Raw genomic sequence first — 16,217 nt, 5'->3', positions numbered from 1 at the left:
ACATTATGTCAACACAATCCTCTGCCCGGCTACAGAACGATGCCTCGACTTTCGAACACTTCCCGCCCGAAGCGGCGCATCTCCTCGAGGAGGAAGTAGGCGTCGCGGTAGTTCTCGTCTTGCAGATGAAGTTCGACGATTTCGTACATCGTGTCGTCCCACTCGCCCGCTTCTCCGAGTCGCTTGAAACAGTCTACCGCTTTCTGCAAGCGGCGCAGTCCCTCCTCTCGCTGACCTTGTTCGATCGCGATACGGCCGAAGACGCGGTTGACCCATCCTTGGTGAACATGCAGTTCCGGGAGCAAGTTGCGCGCCGTCTGGCAAACTTCCTCGGCTCGTTGCAGCTCGCCCGTGAGCACGAAGACTTTGGCGAGTTCCACACAGGCGATTCCCTGCTGTTCTTTGTTACCGAGTCCGTGGAATTCCTCGATCACGTCGCGAAGCATGGGGATTGCCTCCTCTGCTCGTCCCACGCGAGCCAGCAGAGCTGCGCGGGTGACTTGCAGGCGCAAGGTCATCACGGTGTTGTCGAGACCCACGAAGATCGCCAGCGCTTTTTCCGAAAATTCCTGAGCTCGTTTGAGTTCGTGCAGACGCTGGTAGGTGAGCCCGAGGCCCAAGTAGACCTCTCCGATCTCATGGAGGTTCTCCAAGCCCTCGTAGAGTTTGGACGCTTCCTCATAGAACGCGATCGCGTCATACATCAGACCCAGTTTCGCGTGTGCCGAACCCAAGTGATGGTAGATCGAAGCGCGCAGGGAGGAATCGACGTCCGGCAGTCGTTCGGCCGTTTCCAGCGCGCGTTGCCAATGGTAGACGGCGAGTTGGTAGCGGTGGCGGAAGAACTCCAACTGGCCGAGGTAGCGCAAGACTTGCAACATCAGCGGGTGGTCCTTGCGCAAAATCGCCTGTTCCATCACGAGATGAAACGCGCTCTCCGACTCTTCATAGTGTTCGGTGAACAAGTAGCATTCGGCGAGATCGAATTGAATCTCAAGCATCGGAATCTGCGGACGCGGGGTCTCCACGAGATCGACCAACAGCGGGATCGCCGAAGCGTATTCGCCGGCGGAGACCATCGCACGCGCCATTTTGTAGGTGGAAATGTATTCGAGGTTGAGATCGACATCGACAAGCAATCGCTCCAACGGAACTTCTAACTTGTCCGCAAGTGCGTACAATATCGTGTAAGATGGCCGGGCGCGGTCAGATTCGATTTGAGAGATCATGCTCGGGGTGCAAATTTCACGAGAGAGATCGATCTGCGTCAGACCTTTTTTCAAGCGGAGTTCACGGATTCGTTGGCCCAAGGAGAACATGGGATAGCACCTGCCTTTATTCGCTAGTGTGTATATTCGAATTATACATCAGGAGAATAAGAGCGTCTATACAATAATTAATTATCACTTACCATTCCAGCGAAATCGTATTAAAAGCAAGAGACCGCTCATCGAATTCGAACCGAACAGACCTGCCGTTCACTCCCTGCAAGCATACGGAAGCAAAAAAAAGGCCCCCAGTCGCGCTGTCGCGCACCGGGGGCTGAACAATGGAAAGTTGTGGTGTGATTCCGTCTCTTTTATCCTACTCAAGTTCTACGAACAAGTCAATATATTTTCAGAAAATTTACGTTTATTACGACTGAATTACGTCCGTGTTACAGAGAAGTGGAGACGGTTTCCGGCGTGAGGTTGCGTCGAGAGAGCGAGACGCGGCCTTTTTTCAAATCCACACCGAGGACGCGGACGTCGATGATGTCGCCGACTTGCACGACGTCCATCGGGTTTTTGACGAAGCGGTCGGCAAGTTCGGAGATGTGGACGAGGCCGTCCTGCTTGACTCCGATGTCTACGAATGCGCCAAAGTCCACGACGTTGCGGACGGTGCCTTTGAGGATCATGCCCGATTGAAGGTCTTCCATCTTGAGCACGTCTTTGCGCAGGAGCGGCGGTTCCAACTCATCGCGCGGGTCGCGGCCGGGCTTTTGCAGCGCTTCGACGATGTCTTTGAGCGTCGGCACCCCGACTTGGAGAGATTCGGCCGTTTGTTGCAAGTTCAAGCTTTGCAGACGTTCTTGGACGAGGTCCCGCTTGGCGGAGTTGGTGACGTCCGCCACGTGGAGTCCGAGTTCGGCGAGCAGTTTCTCCGCGGCTTCGTAGGATTCCGGGTGAATCGGCGTGTTGTCGAGCGGGTACACCGCATCGGGGATGCGCAGGAAGCCGACCGCTTGCACGTAGGTTTTCGGGCCCAGACGCGGGACTTTGCCCAGTTGTTTGCGCGAGGTGAATTTGCCGATCTCTTCACGGTACGCGACGACGTTTTTGGCAACGGTCGCAGAGAGGCCGGAGACGTACGAGAGCAGCGAGGGCGACGCGGTGTTGAGATCGACGCCGACAGAGTTGACCGCCGATTCGACGACTGCGCCGAGCTGTTCTTCGAGATGCTTCTGCGAGACATCATGCTGGTATTGGCCGACGCCGACCGATTTCGGGTCGATTTTGACCAGTTCCGCCAGCGGGTCTTGCAAACGGCGCCCGATGGAGATCGCCGAACGCTCGGCGACGTCGAGGGACGGGAATTCTTCGCCTGCGAGTTTGGAAGCGGAGTAGACCGAGGCTCCCGCTTCGTTGACGATGAGATAAGCGAGTTCGCGGGGCGATTTGCCCGACGTCGGGCTTTCCAGTTCACCGATCAGTTCGGCGACAAACGCTTCCGTTTCACGAGAGGCGGTGCCGTTGCCGATGGCGATGACTTGGACGTTGTTTTTTTCGATCAGGTTGGTGAGGATTTTTTTCGCTTCGTTGATTTTGTTGTTCGGCGGGGTCGGGTAGGTGACGGCGATGTCGAGGACTTTGCCTGTCTCGTCGACGACCGCCACTTTGCAGCCGGTGCGGTACGCTGGGTCGACCGCCATGACCGTTTTGCCGCGCACGGGCGGTTGCAAGAGCAAGTTGCGCAAGTTCTGGGCGAAGACTTTGATCGCCTGTTCCTCCGCTTTCTCCGTCAAACTGCCTCGGACTTCGCGCTCGATGGACGGAGCCAGCAGGCGTTTGTATGCGTCTTCCAGCGCCGCCCGCAAATGCTCATTGGCTGCGGTCGGCTTGTTCGGCATGTGCAATCGTTCCAGCAACTGCTGAATCTCGCCCGTCGGAGCGGCGATGCTCACGCGCAGGGCGTCTTCGCGCTCGCCGCGGTTCATCGCGAGGATGCGGTGCGGCGGGACTTTCGCCAGCGGTTCTTCGTAGTCGGCGTAGATCGCGTAGACGTCCGTCTCTTCATCCGCTTTGCCTGTGGCGACGCTTTTGATCGAACCTTTGCGCAGGGTGAGTTCACGGACTTTCTGGCGGGTCGTCGCGTGATCGGTGACGTCCTCGGCGAAGATGTCGAGCGCTCCTTGGAGGGCTTCCTCTGCTGTGGTGACGCCTTTTTCTTCGTTTATGTAGCGGGCGGCTTCGGCGAGTACGTCACCCGTCGGGTGGTCGAGAAGCCAGCTCGTGAGGGGTTCGAGACCTTTTTCCCGTGCGACGGAAGCTCTCGTCTTGCGCTTCGGTCGGTAGGGGCGGTAGAGGTCGTCCAGTTCGGTCAGCGTTTTCGCGCTCTGGATGGCGGTTGTAAGTTCAGGGGTCAGCTTGCCCTGCTCGTCGATGAGGCGGTGTACTTCCTCTTGGCGAGACGCGAGGTTGCGCATGAATTGCAGGCGCTCTTGGACGTCGCGCAGTTGGTTTTCATCGAGTTCGCCGGTCATCTCCTTGCGGTACCGGGCGATGAACGGGATCGTGTTGCCCTCGTCGAGTAGCCCGACGGCGGCTTCGACTTGGTTGTGCCGCAAGTGGAGTTCTTCGGCGATGCGGCGGGTAAAATTCTGTCGTGTGTCGGTCAAAGCTGTTCCTCCTTCGTGCAATCGGTCTTGCTCTACTCTTCGCGTTGCAAGCCGGGAAGTCCTCGTACCAGCATGCCCAAAATTATTGTGCGAGGACGAGATACGCGACGTAGAGAGCCAGTACCAGCGTGGGAATCAAGGCGACGGAAGCGACTTTGACATGCCCCCGACGCATGTTGAGGATGGCGAACGCGTGCAGGATCAAAAAGTACGGCGCGTAGGTAAAGCGCGGGGTCATGCCGAGGTAGAACAGAAACGGAGTCAGGCACAACGTCGAAATCAACAACCAGATAAAATGACGACGCCAGATCGCGACGGCCGCCGTGATCGCCGCGAGGATCGCTCCGGGCCAGATGAATTGAAACAGGAAGGCGAGAAAACTTTCCATAGAGGAGGACATGGGACACCTGCCTTGTCTGCGGATGGGATGGGAAACGCTTCTACAGGAAAAACACCACTCCTCACGCGAAGTGGTGCTTCTCTCTCTATTCGCCGTGCGTCGGAATTCGAAGCGGGTTGCGCTTCGCTCCTTTGTACATGAACTGGAACACTTCTTCCTTGGTCGGCAGAGCGGGAATCGCCCCCATCTGCGAGACGGTGAGCGCTCCGACGGCGGCGCCGTAGCGGGTCATCTCTTCGATTTCTTCGTGCATGGCGAGCGAATAGTCGATGCCCCGCCCTTGGATGCGATCCGCCAATTGGCGGAGGAACCCTGCGACGAAGCCGTCTCCGGCTCCCGTCACATCGACGGGCGTCACACGAAACGTCGGGACGCGTCGGCGGTGCTTGGGCGTGATGTAATACACGCCCCGCTCTCCCAAAGTCACGAAGACGATCTTCGGCCCCAGATCGAGCAACATCTGCGCTCCTTGCTCCACATCTTCCGTGCCGGTGAGGAACGTCATCTCCGACTCGCTGACTTTCAACACGTCGGTCAACGCGATCGTGTCGAAGATCTTCCGCTTGCCTTCCTCTTCCCGCCCGCGCCAGATGCCCAGTCGGAAGTTGACGTCGAACGAGGTGATGACGCCGTGCTTGCGCGCCAACTCCAACGCTTTTCGAGTTGCTCGGGTCGCTTCGGGCAACACCTGCGTCACCGAACCGACGTGGACGATGCGCGAGTTTTGAATCCACTCTTCGCGAATGTCGTCTTCGCTGAGCAGCATGTCGGCCGACGGGTCGCGGTAGAAATGGAATTCATGCTCGCCATTGTCCGCCACGGCGATGAACGCAAGCCCTGTCTTGGCTTCCGTCGTGCGCACGCACCCGACCGTATCAACCCCGTACTGCTCCAACGTCCCGATCAAAAAGTCCCCGAACGGGTCCTGTCCAAACTTGCCGAGAAACGCCGCATGCCCGCCGAGCTTGGCCACGCCGACAGCGACATTCGCCGGAGCGCCGCCCGGTTTTTTCTCAAACGCGGGGACTTCCGCCAGACCGACACCGCGCGCAGACGGTGTGAAGTCGATCAGCATCTCCCCAATCGCTAACACGTCAAACATGGAAAATACCCCCTGTTTTGCTCTCTACAGCCCAGTATACCACGCCTGCCCGAGATACGCCCCGAGGAGACCGAACAACGCGGAGGACAGCACGTACAGCACCGCGAGTACGGGCTTTTTTTTCTCAACAAGCCCCACCGCTTCCACCCCGAACGTGGAAAACGTCGTAAACGCCCCCAACAGCCCGGTTCCAAAAAGCAACGTCGCCGTGGGACTCAGCTCCGCCCCGTACAACGCGCCCAAACAAACCGAGCCTGCCACGTTGATCAAAAACGTCCCGAGCGGGAACCCGCCCTTCCACCGTTTCCCGACGAATCGGCTCACTCCGAACCGCAGCGGCGCACCGACACAGCCGCCGAGCAACACCCAGAAAGCTCCCATCTATCGTGCCACCTCCTGTGCAATTCCCGAACGACCCCGCCGACCCAGCCACGTGCCGGCCCAGGCAAGCAGGACCCCTCCGACGAGGCTCCCGACCACATACAACGTCAATTCGCCCCACTGCCCGTGTCGCAGCAGAGTCACCGAATCCACGCTAAACGTCGAGAACGTCGTGAACCCGCCCAGCACCCCCGTTCCCAGTCCCACGCGCACCCACTCCGGCACACGACCTGTGCGAGCGGCATACGCATGGAGCAGTCCGAGCAAGAAACACCCGACCCAATTGATCCCGAGAATCTTCCAAGGCACGGCGGTCACCCACACGCTCACTCCGTAGCGCAAAACGGCACCGAACGCACCGCCGATCATGACGGCGAGATATTGCCCGAACATGCACCCACCACTTCCTTTTTTCTATAAAAAACGAGCCCGCACGCCTCGGCGCGGACTCGCTGCCTATCTCGCGGACCAGATCGTCCAGCGGTCTTGCTCCACGATCTCTTGCGGCGGCAGTTTGTCTACGATATAGTCTACCAAATCTGCCAGCTCGCTGTCGTTCAACTCGTGCAAAATCGAACGCCCCGTCCGCGCCAAGAGATCGTTTCGCAACTCGTCCCCCGTCGCATACACACGGCGCGTCTCCCAGACGTTTTGCTCCGTCACATCGGCAAAGCCTGCCTCCTGCAACGCTTCGTTCATCGTCCGGGAGTCATGCCGCCGTCCGACCTCCCGATCCCGAAGCCGTGGGTACTTCTCCAAAAAATACCCGCGCAAGTGCGTCTCGCTGCCCGGCAACAAACAGTCTTCCGGCGTGCGGTTCTGCACCAGCAAGACCCCGCCCGGTTTGAGAATCCGCCGAGCCTCTGCAAAGCACGCCGCCAAATCGCGTTGGGGCAGGTGATGTGTCAACGCCCGTTCCAGCACGACGTCCGCCACGCCGTCCGGCAACCCCGTCGCCAGAGCGTTGCCCTGCACGAACTTCACGTGGGAAAACTCGGCACAGTTTACTCGCGCCGCCGTCAACATCTCTTCGGAGAAGTCAACGCCCGTCACCTGCGCCGCACCCATGTCGGCCAACGCTTTGGAATAGATGCCGCCCCCGCACCCGATATCCGCAACCTGAAGTCCTTGCACGGGAAAAAGCCCACGCAGGAGTTCGCTCCACGATGCGTTGGCTTCCCGTTTCGCATAGGTATCGCGGTTCTTCTCCGCGTGAAAGTCGATTGGCATGGTCAGCACTCCCCTTTTATTCCCAGTTTATCATGGGGGAGAGATTCTGAGGAGTTTGCTTTGGCGTTCGAGGCAGTATTTGACGATCTTGTTGCGGTGGGCGTTTAGGAGTTGGGTGAATTCCAGCCCGTACAGATGGAGCTGTACCTCCTCCAGATACTCCAAGCGCCGCACGATGGCGGCAAACTCCACGTCGCTCTGGGGCAAACGAATCGTCCCCGACAATTCCTGTTCCAACGCAAGCCACGGAAGGCGTGACTTAAACGAAAACCCGCCCCCGCTCAAATCGCAGACGTGTACCGGAACCCCGCGTCCGTCCGGCCGTTTCAACTTGCCTTCCAACGCCACCGGCACGCGAAAAAAATTCCGCCGCTGCACTTTGCGAATGTCCTCCTGTCGCGGCGTCGCAACGACCAACTGGGGAATGTCCTCCCCTTCGACGTCCAAAGCGACCGTCGTGAACGTGTAGAACGCGCGGTGCTCAATCGTATAGCCCAGGCGAACTCGTTCGCCGGCGGGGATGCGCACGGGAATGCTCTTGGGACCAAGCGGCACCTCGAGCACGAGCGTGTTCGGCCCGACTTCCTGGACACGAACGCGGTACAACGTCTCGCCGCTTCCTTCTTGCATACGATACAACGTCACGACTTGAAAGAGTTTGGGCATCGTCATCGTCAGGCCTCCTTTTGGGCCGCTTGCTCCTATGATCTACGTCAACTCGACCAACGTTCCGCCCTCGTCGTGGGTTCCTTTGATCCACGCACGAAGCACATAGGTTCCCGGCGGAACAAGTTGGTGGTCGAAGCCTTTTTGATCCCATTCGGTTTTGAAGACGCGCGAGTCGCCCGGCTCAATGACCAGCGTGGTCAGCACTTGCGCAAAAAACTTCCCCGCGCTCCACTGCCACACGATCTGTTCGTCCCGTTCCACGGCCACGTCAAAGCGCTGCGCGCTGGTAAACGTCACCTCATGCGGTACCTCGCTGTCATTGTTCCACGTAAGCGTGATCCGCACGGTCTCTCCCCGGCTGTACGTCGGTTTGTCGGTCCGCACGATGAGCATGTCTGCGCCCTCCTCTCTGCTTTCAGACATCGTATTCGCTGTGATACAATATCAGTACAGACAAGTCGAAAAAGGATGAATAGACATGAGCCTCGAGATCAAAAAAATAGACGTCTGCATCGGCAACACCGACAAAGGCACCGATTGGGTCCTCGAAGAACTCAAAAAGGACCACCCCGACCTCAAAGGTCAACGCTGGGGCTGCTTGGGCAATTGCGGCAACTGCTACAAAAAACTCTTCGTCATGGCGAACAACCGCCACCTGATCGAAGCCGATACCAAAGAGGAACTCTTGGAAAAGCTCAAACCCGAGATGGCAACCGAATAAGCGTACGAAAAAAGCCGTGTAGACAAATGTCTACACGGCTTCTTTTCTGTGGTACCAATCAGGGATTAGTAACCACCGGTTGCTCCGTAGCCCGGAACGAGCAGGAAGAACAGGACAAAGATGATCAGGAAGACCACCGCCCAACGGGTGTAACCGCCGAAAACGCCGTACATGAAACAGACCCCCTTTCCGTTGATCCATTCCCAAGCGTGTTCGCTCACTTGCGTCAGCCTGAGTCCTGATACTACTACATGCGGAAAGGGTCTGTTTCGTAAGGGACAGACACCCAAGTTGTACAAAATTGGGCGGTTTGGGGTCTTAGTTGATCAGTTTTGCTTTTTGGAGCAGGGAATGCAGAACGGTCGCCGCCGCTTCGCGGGTGGTCGAATCGTTCGGGTGGAACTCGTAGCCGCCGTTGACCGCTTCGCCGGTCATGAGGCCGAATTCCGTAACGTTCGCGATGCTGTCCTTCGCGTAGTCGGAGAAGGAGGAAGCGTCTGCGTACGCTTGGTGGGACGGAGTGCCGTTCTGTACGTTCAGGAATTTCAGCGCTTTCGAGAGCATGACGGTCAGGTCTTGGCGGGTGATCTGCGCGTTCGGATCGAACGCGTTGTTGCCCACGCCGTTGACGAGGCCGGCTTCGTAGACAGCCGCTACATCGTTTGCGAACCAGTCAGATGCGTTCACGTCGGTGAACGGAGCCGATTTGGTTGCGTTCAGACCCAGTGCGCGGGTCAGCAACGCAGCAAACTCTGCGCGGGTGACTTCGTTCTGCGGAGAGAAGGTCGTAGCCGACGTTCCGTAGACGAGGAACTTGTCTGCGAGCGATTGGATGTTGGATTCTGCATAGGAGGTGCTGATGTCCGAGAACGCAACCGCGTGGGTCGCCACTGCATAGGTGGAGAAGCCCGGACGGTTGATGGTGACCGTTACGGTGCCGTCTTCGTTCACGGTGAAGGTTGCCGGTACGGAACGTACTTGGCCGTCTTCGATGAACAGCACGCCTGCTGTGGTCGGGTCAAAGTTGCCGTCGACCACGAAGGAGCGCTTCACGTACTCGGTGCCGACTTCGATCGGAGTCGATTGGTCGCCGTTGACGACGTTCACTTCGTAGGAAACCGGAGTGCCTACGACCGTAGCGCCCGAAACTTGGGTGGAGAAGGTCGAAGTTTGATCGCCTGCGTTGTTCACGGTGATCGTTACGTTTGCGCCTTCCGGTACGTTCTTGAGAACGGAAACCGGCAGTGCAACGGAAGCGTTGCCCGTGGTCACGATGACGGAGTTTCCGGCTTGAGAGCCGTTGAGCAGAGCGACTTGCTCAGGGGTCAGGGAGACTTGTGCTTGTTGGTCGTTGGTCGTCGGAACGACGATGACCACAGCGATCGGCGAGTTGTTTGTAGACGCCAAGGTGTTTTTCAGATCATCGTTGGTAACGGTCCCTTTGACCGTTTTCCCATCGGTTTTGGTGTCCGTTTTCACTTCGCCCTTGCTTTGGCCTTGGTTCAGGACTTGGTTGACGTTCACGTCTTTGCCGTGACTGCCGCCGTTGCCGTTGCCGTTGCCGTTGCCGTTGCCGTTGCCGTTGCCGTTGCCATTGCCATTACCGTTGCCACCGCCGTTACCATTGCCGCCACCGTTGTTTGGGGGCATCTGGACAACTGTGAATTCGTCAGTAGCTACATCGGTGCCTTGACCAACGACAACTTTATAGGTCCCAAACCCAGCCAAAACAGGCAAGCTAAAGGTATTCGAATACACGCCGTTGGTCACAGTGAGATCCGTGAAGTACAAAAGCGAATTGTCCGGACTGAGGACTTTAACAATGACGTCATTGTAGGTGGAAGTCCCTGTGATCTTTACGAGTTCCCCTTGATACTTCGACGTGATATCCGTCAAGGTGACACCGCTGACTGGTTGAGTCGCATAGGCCGGAATCGAGGCCGTGCTCGCCAGCAAGGCTGCACCTGTGAGAAGTGTCAACAGTTTTTTCTTCAACTTGTTCAACCTCACTTTCATTAAATCAATCGAACCTAGTTCGTACTATGCCCGACTGATTTAGTAACTGATTCTGTCCTACTTAAGTTCAACCGAATCGCTCAGCGAGCTGCCAACGTTCAGCAGGCTCGGGGTCAGCGAATCTGCAACCGAGACTTTAACCCAGTAGTCAGTACCGGTAGCGCCCGGGAATTGAGCAACCAGATCTTGGCCGACTTTTACGTTCGACTGTGCCGAAATTGCAACCGGAGTCGTGCCTTTCATCAGTTGGAAGACCACGACGGTATTGCCGACGTAGTGCGGCGCAACCAACGGGTTGTCGTTCAACGAAACGGTAGCGGTCAGACCGAAGGTGCGGTCAAGCGTCTTCTTGTTGAAGACCAGGTATTTCGCTTGTACCGGAGCCAAGTTCACAACGACATTTGCAGTCGAAGTGATCGTCGGGTCTGCGACCGATGCAACTTGAACGGTCAGCGTAACCGATTGAGTACCGGAGGACGGAGTTTTCACCAAAACGCCATCGTTGTTGATGAATTCCGTGTTGCTGGAACCGATCACTTTGTAGTTGAGGGTAGCGCTGGTCGGCAGGGTCAATACCGGTTTGTTGACTTCCTTGGTGTTGGTTACGTTACCTTGGAAGGACTCTGCTGCGTTGATGACATCTTCTTGGGCGGTGGAGTTATCGGTCACGCCAAAGGAATGATAGACATCGTAGACGGAATCGTAGGTGTCATCTGCGTTGAAATGCACACCGACAACTGCAACTTTGTATTGGCCCGGGGTCAGATGTTTCACGACCGGGTCGTTGTTTTCATCCACGGTGCCGTCTACATACGAGCCATCCAGTTGGAAGGTCTCAGTGCCCGGGTTGATCGGGGTGTATTCGCCGGTTACCGGATCTTTCTCAGCTTTGACTGCCATTGTACCGATTTGTACGTCATCGAGGCCGTAGACGTCAACTTCCAAGTAGTTGATATCGTCTGCAGAGACTTTGACAGACAGATCGGTCGTGTCTTTCACGCCGTCCTCGTTCGGCGAGATGGTTTCGTTGGTCAGCTTGATGTCTTGCAAGCCGAAGCCGGACTTCACGCCTTCGTCGCCCACGTTCACGACGAACGGCAGGTGCAAGGACGGTTGGCCAGCAGCTTCCAAGAGAACTTCGCCTTCGTAGACGCCAGCCACAGCTGCCGCTTTCGGTGCGAGGTTCAGAGAGAACGCTTGGGTCGCGCCCGCTTTTGCAGTAACGGTGCCATTCGTGAGGCCCGCCAAGGAGACGTCAATGTTGTTGACATCCGGGGTCGCGATCGGGTGGCTCGGATCGGACGTTACAGACGGGTGCATGTGAACCGAAGCGGTGTAGGTCAGGTTTTGACCCGACGTGTTTTTCACTTGCAGGGTTTCGGTTTTCGCAGCTGCGCCCGGTTGCATCAGACCGAAGCTGACGTTGTCGTTGAAGTTGGTGACGTTTTGACGGGTCAGGTTCTTGTCGAGAATCGTGATTTGATCCACAGATTCGAGAACTGCCGGAGTGTCGATCGCTTTGTCAACATTGGTACGACCTGCGCCTTGGGAGTACACATCGTACTGCTTGTTGGAAGCATCGGAAATTTCCGTAGCGGTGTTCGCAAGAGCAGCACGGATGTCAAACGGAGTCCAATCCGGGTGAGCTTGCTTCACGAGCAATGCCATACCTGCAACGTGCGGGGTCGCCATCGAGGTACCCGAGATGCGGTTGTAAGCTTCCTTGTAAGAAGCGGTCGGGTCTGCCTTGCCATAAGCCGGCCAGGTGGACAGGATGTTCACACCCGGTGCCACGAGGTCCGGTTTGATGTCGTAGTTGCCGCCTGCAAGCGGGCCACGGGAGGAGAAGGTAGCCATCGTGTCGCCACGAACGGCCGAGCCTTGGATGTTGCTCAGCGTGATCTGGAGCGGAGTGCCCGGGTTTGCGATCAATTGGCGTGCGATCTCACGACCTTCAAGACCCGCCATGTCAAATGCCGGGATGTATTCGAAGCTGTCCCCGACATAGCCGTTCGGGCCCACGTTGCCGCCACGACCGTCCAACAATTTCGGAGTAGACTCATCGAGAACCGGTGCCCCGTTCAATGCGTTACCGTTGAAGATCACGATCGCTTTTGCACCTGCATTTTTCGCGTTGGCGATTTTATCAACGAACGGAAGGTCGCCGCGGGAAACGAATGCCACTTTGCCGGTCATATCAATGCCGTCATAGTCTGCCGGATAGCCGAGGCCTGCGTAGACTGCGTCAAGCGGTGCGGAACCCAGCTCCGTTGCGAAGTCTTCGTGGCCGGTCGTCCAACCCATGTTGAGCAGGCTGTGAGTTACGCCGGTCGTCACGGAGTCGGTTGCGTTCGCGGTGTAGTGGTGGCTCAAGGAAGTCGCAGCACCGACGGAGATCGCCAGCTGCGAAGATGCCGGGGAACCGTTGGAGTAGTAGTAATTGCCTTTGTCTGCTGCGTTGCCGTTCGCGATGACCGCTACGACGCCGGAGAGAACTGCGTTGTTGATTGCGATCGCATCCGGGGAGTTCGGGTCTTTCTCACCGTCAGAGCCCAGCGACAAGTTGATGACGTCCATGCCGTCCTTGACTGCATGTTCGATCCCGTCGATAACTTCTGCGGAAGAACCGGAGGACTTACCGGTAGCCGGATCATAGCCGAGAACTTTGTAAGAGTAGAGATCGGATTCGTACGCGATCCCTTTTTGTACGATGTCAGAAGTCGGGTTGACCGCGCGTCCGACGATGGTGCCGGAAACGTGCGTGCCATGCTCGGAACCTGCAACGCCGTTGTGCGGAATGTCCTCATACGGATCGTTTGTGTGGTTCTTCGCGTTGTAGCCGCCTTTGTAAGCCAGTGCGAGGTCCGGATGGAGGTAGTCAACACCGGTGTCGATGACGCCGATTTTCAGACCTTTACCGGTAAAGCCTTTCGCCCATGCGGTTTGTGCGCCGATTTGATCGAGCGGCACGGTATCGAAATTAGCGTCAGCGCCTACTTGCTCCTCGGTCGCGTCCGGAATGTTGTAATAGGTGCGGTTTTCAAAAATCGATTTGACACCCGGAATGGTTGCCAATTTCTCGATTTGGTTCGCCGGAACGGTCACTTCCATCCCGTTGAGAACGGTGTTGAATTGACGTCCGACTTTCATGTTGATGCCCAGAGATTTTGCTTTCGATTGAACCGTTGCTTGCTCGGTCGCAATCGCGCTCTCGGAGGATTCAGCCGCCAAAGCCGTGTTGCCGGACTTCGCTGCGTATTGACCTACTGCTACCGGTTGGGAAGCAAGGGTCAAGATAACGGTAACCAGGTTGCTGGACCCGGTTTCGATTTTCGGAGAAATAAATGCACTTGCCAATTTCGTAGCTTCAGCTTGCTTCACAGCTACAAACTTAGCGTTTTTCAGGTTCGCAGACACGCTTTCCACGGTAGATGCGGAAGCAGCGCTTTGGAACGGAATGCCGCCGACGAGCAGCGCGGAAGCAAGTGCGAGAGATGTTACTTTCGCCACTTTTTTCTTTTTCAAAAAAATCTCCCCCATTTCTCAAGACACATGTTTTACAGATTAACAGTAGTACTTTAGAACGTAAAACAATTTACCAGAGCCCCACTTGGCGTTCTATCGCAGAAACTGCCAGAACGAGTAGAACTATTTTCCTACCTGCACGAATTATAGCACTTCTAGAAAAGTACAGGAATACTAAATGTTCATTTTTTTGAGAAAATACACAACATTTTTTTATTGACAAAAAGCCCGATACAATGCGCACTCGGGCTTCTTTTTATCTTTTCGTTATTTGTTGTGTTTTAAATAAGCTAATGTTCCCTCTACCATCAATTGAACTCCATAAAACAGCGACTCTTCCTCAATGTCAAACCCCGGATGATGGATGTTGTATCCAACGTGAACGGGGTCCGGATGTTTGCATCCGAGCCAGTAGAAGCAACCGGGCACTTTTTGCAAGAAATAGGCGAAGTCTTCACCGCCCATGGAGGGGGGCGCCTCCAAGACTCGCTCACGCCCGAGCACGTCGGTGGCGACGGAGCGCATCAGGTCAACGGCAGATTTGTGGTTAAGCACCGCCGGGTAATGGAATTGATAATCCAGTTCGTAGCTGGCCCCGTATGCTTTGGTGATGCCGTCGATGATCTGCTCCATGCGCTTGGGAATCTCTTCGCGCAACAGCCCGTCGAACGTCCGCACCGTGCCTGTCATTTCGATAACGTCGGCGATGACGTTGTACCGATAGCCGCCGTTGATCGTGCCAATGGTCAATACTGCCGATTGCAAGGGATCGACTTGGCGGGAGACGACCGCTTGCAGAGCGGTAATCACTTGCGCCGAGATTTGGAGCGCATCGACGGTCATATGCGGATAGGCACCGTGTCCGCCCGTGCCCAAGATGCGCAGGGTGAATTCATCGGCCGCCGCCATCGCCTCGCGTTCTGCAACGGCCATATACCCCGCCGGATAGACCGGAGCCATGTGTTGCCCGAGGATGAAATCGACACCGTCGAGCGCCCCCTCGGCGATCATCGGTTCTGCACCGCCGGGGCCTTCCTCGGCCGGTTGGAACAAGAACACGACGTCGCCTTCTAATTGGTCGCGAAGTTCGCTGAGGACGGTCGCCGCCCCGAGCACCATCGTGGTGTGGGCATCGTGCCCGCAGGCGTGCATCGTCCCCGGCACGGTGGATTTGTAGTCGCAGGTCTTCACGTCTTGGATCGGCAGCGCGTCCATGTCGGCACGCAGCGCAATCGTCTTGCCGGGCTTGCCCCCGCGCAGGCGGGCGACGACTCCCGTTTTGGCAACGCCGGTACGAACTTCAAGCCCCAGCTCCGTCAGCCAGTCGGCGACGATCTTCGAGGTGCGAAACTCTTGGAACCCAAGTTCCGGATGCTGATGAAAGTCTCGGCGGCGCTCCACCAATTGAGGATGCAGGTCGCGAATACGGCTGGCGATTTGGTCACGCAGGGTCACGGTCATGGAGTGAACCTCCCACATTTTTCTTTCTATTGTAACAAAAAAAGGGACTGTCAGCGGCAGCCGACAGTCCCTTTTTTTCTCGTACAACTTATCGTTGTTGGCAGGCTTCCACGAAGGAGCGGAAGAGAGCGAGGAACGAGCGGTCCTTGTGCCACATCAGTTCCGGGTGCCATTGCACGGCAAGCAAGTACGGGCCTTCCTTGCGTTCGTACGCTTCGATGACACCGTCGTCCGCAACAGCCGTCGCCACCAGTCCCGGTGCCAGATCGCGCACCGCTTGGTGATGAAACGTGTTGACGCCGATGCGATCGCGACCTTCGAAGAGACGATGCAACGTCGTGTCCGGCGTGAGGGTCACGTGGTGCGCCGCATACCAATGCGGAGCGCGTTGGTCGTGTTGCACCAACTCGCCGTCTTTTTGCGAGTCCAAGTCTTGGTACAACGTGCCCCCGAGGTAGACGTTGATCACTTGCATGCCGCGGCAAATCCCGAATACCGGCTTGCCTTGCTTCTGCATTTCGTCGAACAGTATCGCTTCGATCCAGTCCCGCTCCGGGCAGATCTCACCCAGACCCGGCACCGGTTGCTCGCCAAACGACGTCGGCGTGATGTCAACGCCGCCCGACAGGAGCAGACCGTCCAGACGGTGTGCGAGGTCGCGTACGTCCTCTTCCTTCTCCAGATACGGAATGATGAACGGAATGCCGCCCGCTTCCGCCAACCCGTTGGTGTACCCTGCTGCCAAGAAACAGCCGATAGGGCTCCCCGGATTGGGGTGGTTCACTAATTTACCGGATACCCCGATGATCGGTCTCATGCTGGTACGATCTCC

General features: G+C 56.9%; 14 protein-coding genes. 1 reads left to right on the top strand and 13 read right to left on the bottom strand.

What is annotated here, in order from left to right; all coding sequences use genetic code 11:
• Positions 1 to 29 precede the first annotated feature (29 nt).
• The 9 genes from JJB07_RS22395 to JJB07_RS22355 form a co-directional block, all read right to left on the bottom strand.
• The gene (locus JJB07_RS22395) at positions 30 to 1,319 is read right to left on the bottom strand and encodes a tetratricopeptide repeat protein (protein WP_201638340.1); all 1,290 of its coding nucleotides are present in this window, start codon (positions 1,317 to 1,319) and stop codon (positions 30 to 32) included.
• Between the two features lie 338 nt (positions 1,320 to 1,657).
• Positions 1,658 to 3,880, bottom strand: coding sequence for a Tex family protein (locus tag JJB07_RS22390; protein ID WP_201638339.1), 2,223 nt, complete (start codon positions 3,878 to 3,880; stop codon positions 1,658 to 1,660).
• A gap of 82 nt (positions 3,881 to 3,962) precedes the next feature.
• Positions 3,963 to 4,280: a hypothetical protein gene (locus JJB07_RS22385; RefSeq protein ID WP_201638338.1), complete on the bottom strand. Its 318-nt coding sequence runs from the start codon at positions 4,278 to 4,280 to the stop codon at positions 3,963 to 3,965.
• 85 nt (positions 4,281 to 4,365) lie between these two features.
• Positions 4,366 to 5,382, bottom strand: a complete 1,017-nt coding sequence (locus JJB07_RS22380) for a PfkB family carbohydrate kinase (protein WP_201638337.1) — start codon at positions 5,380 to 5,382, stop codon at positions 4,366 to 4,368.
• Positions 5,383 to 5,406: 24 nt separating this feature from the next.
• Positions 5,407 to 5,763, bottom strand: coding sequence for a fluoride efflux transporter CrcB (crcB, locus tag JJB07_RS22375; RefSeq protein ID WP_201638336.1), 357 nt, complete (start codon positions 5,761 to 5,763; stop codon positions 5,407 to 5,409).
• On the bottom strand, positions 5,764 to 6,156 hold the full coding sequence (crcB, locus tag JJB07_RS22370) for a fluoride efflux transporter CrcB (RefSeq protein WP_201638335.1): 393 nt from the start codon (positions 6,154 to 6,156) through the stop codon (positions 5,764 to 5,766).
• A gap of 63 nt (positions 6,157 to 6,219) precedes the next feature.
• Entirely contained in the window at positions 6,220 to 6,993 is a 774-nt protein-coding gene (locus tag JJB07_RS22365; protein ID WP_201638334.1) for a class I SAM-dependent methyltransferase, read from the bottom strand.
• Positions 6,994 to 7,023: 30 nt separating this feature from the next.
• Positions 7,024 to 7,665 carry a flagellar brake protein gene (locus JJB07_RS22360; RefSeq protein ID WP_201638333.1) on the bottom strand — a complete coding sequence of 214 codons (642 nt, stop codon included), beginning with the start codon at positions 7,663 to 7,665 and terminating at the stop codon, positions 7,024 to 7,026.
• A 36-nt stretch (positions 7,666 to 7,701) separates the two neighbouring features.
• Positions 7,702 to 8,055, bottom strand: coding sequence for a DUF7974 family protein (locus JJB07_RS22355; protein WP_201638332.1), 354 nt, complete (start codon positions 8,053 to 8,055; stop codon positions 7,702 to 7,704).
• 85 nt (positions 8,056 to 8,140) lie between these two features.
• Between JJB07_RS22355 and JJB07_RS22350 the strand changes: the two genes are divergently transcribed.
• Complete coding sequence (locus JJB07_RS22350; RefSeq protein WP_201638331.1) at positions 8,141 to 8,383, top strand: YuzB family protein; 243 nt, start codon at positions 8,141 to 8,143, stop codon at positions 8,381 to 8,383.
• A gap of 318 nt (positions 8,384 to 8,701) precedes the next feature.
• On the opposite strand, the gene JJB07_RS22345 is transcribed toward JJB07_RS22350, so the two are convergent.
• The 4 genes from JJB07_RS22345 to JJB07_RS22330 all read right to left on the bottom strand — a co-directional run bounded on the left by JJB07_RS22345 (position 8,702) and on the right by JJB07_RS22330 (position 16,202).
• Positions 8,702 to 10,378, bottom strand: a complete 1,677-nt coding sequence (locus JJB07_RS22345; RefSeq protein WP_201638330.1) for an S-layer homology domain-containing protein — start codon at positions 10,376 to 10,378, stop codon at positions 8,702 to 8,704.
• A gap of 78 nt (positions 10,379 to 10,456) precedes the next feature.
• Complete coding sequence (locus tag JJB07_RS24140; RefSeq protein WP_201638329.1) at positions 10,457 to 13,924, bottom strand: S8 family serine peptidase; 3,468 nt, start codon at positions 13,922 to 13,924, stop codon at positions 10,457 to 10,459.
• Positions 13,925 to 14,191: 267 nt separating this feature from the next.
• Positions 14,192 to 15,385, bottom strand: coding sequence for a M20 metallopeptidase family protein (locus JJB07_RS22335; protein ID WP_201638328.1), 1,194 nt, complete (start codon positions 15,383 to 15,385; stop codon positions 14,192 to 14,194).
• An 88-nt stretch (positions 15,386 to 15,473) separates the two neighbouring features.
• A complete protein-coding gene (locus JJB07_RS22330) occupies positions 15,474 to 16,202 on the bottom strand; it encodes a gamma-glutamyl-gamma-aminobutyrate hydrolase family protein (RefSeq protein WP_201638327.1) in 729 nt (242 codons plus the stop codon).
• Positions 16,203 to 16,217: the final 15 nt, after the last annotated feature.

The organism is Tumebacillus amylolyticus (assembly GCF_016722965.1).
Classification (GTDB): Bacteria; Bacillota; Bacilli; order Tumebacillales; family Tumebacillaceae; genus Tumebacillus; species Tumebacillus amylolyticus.
The sequence above is the reverse complement of the archived record's forward strand: the minus strand, read 5'-3'. Positions and strand labels throughout refer to the sequence as shown.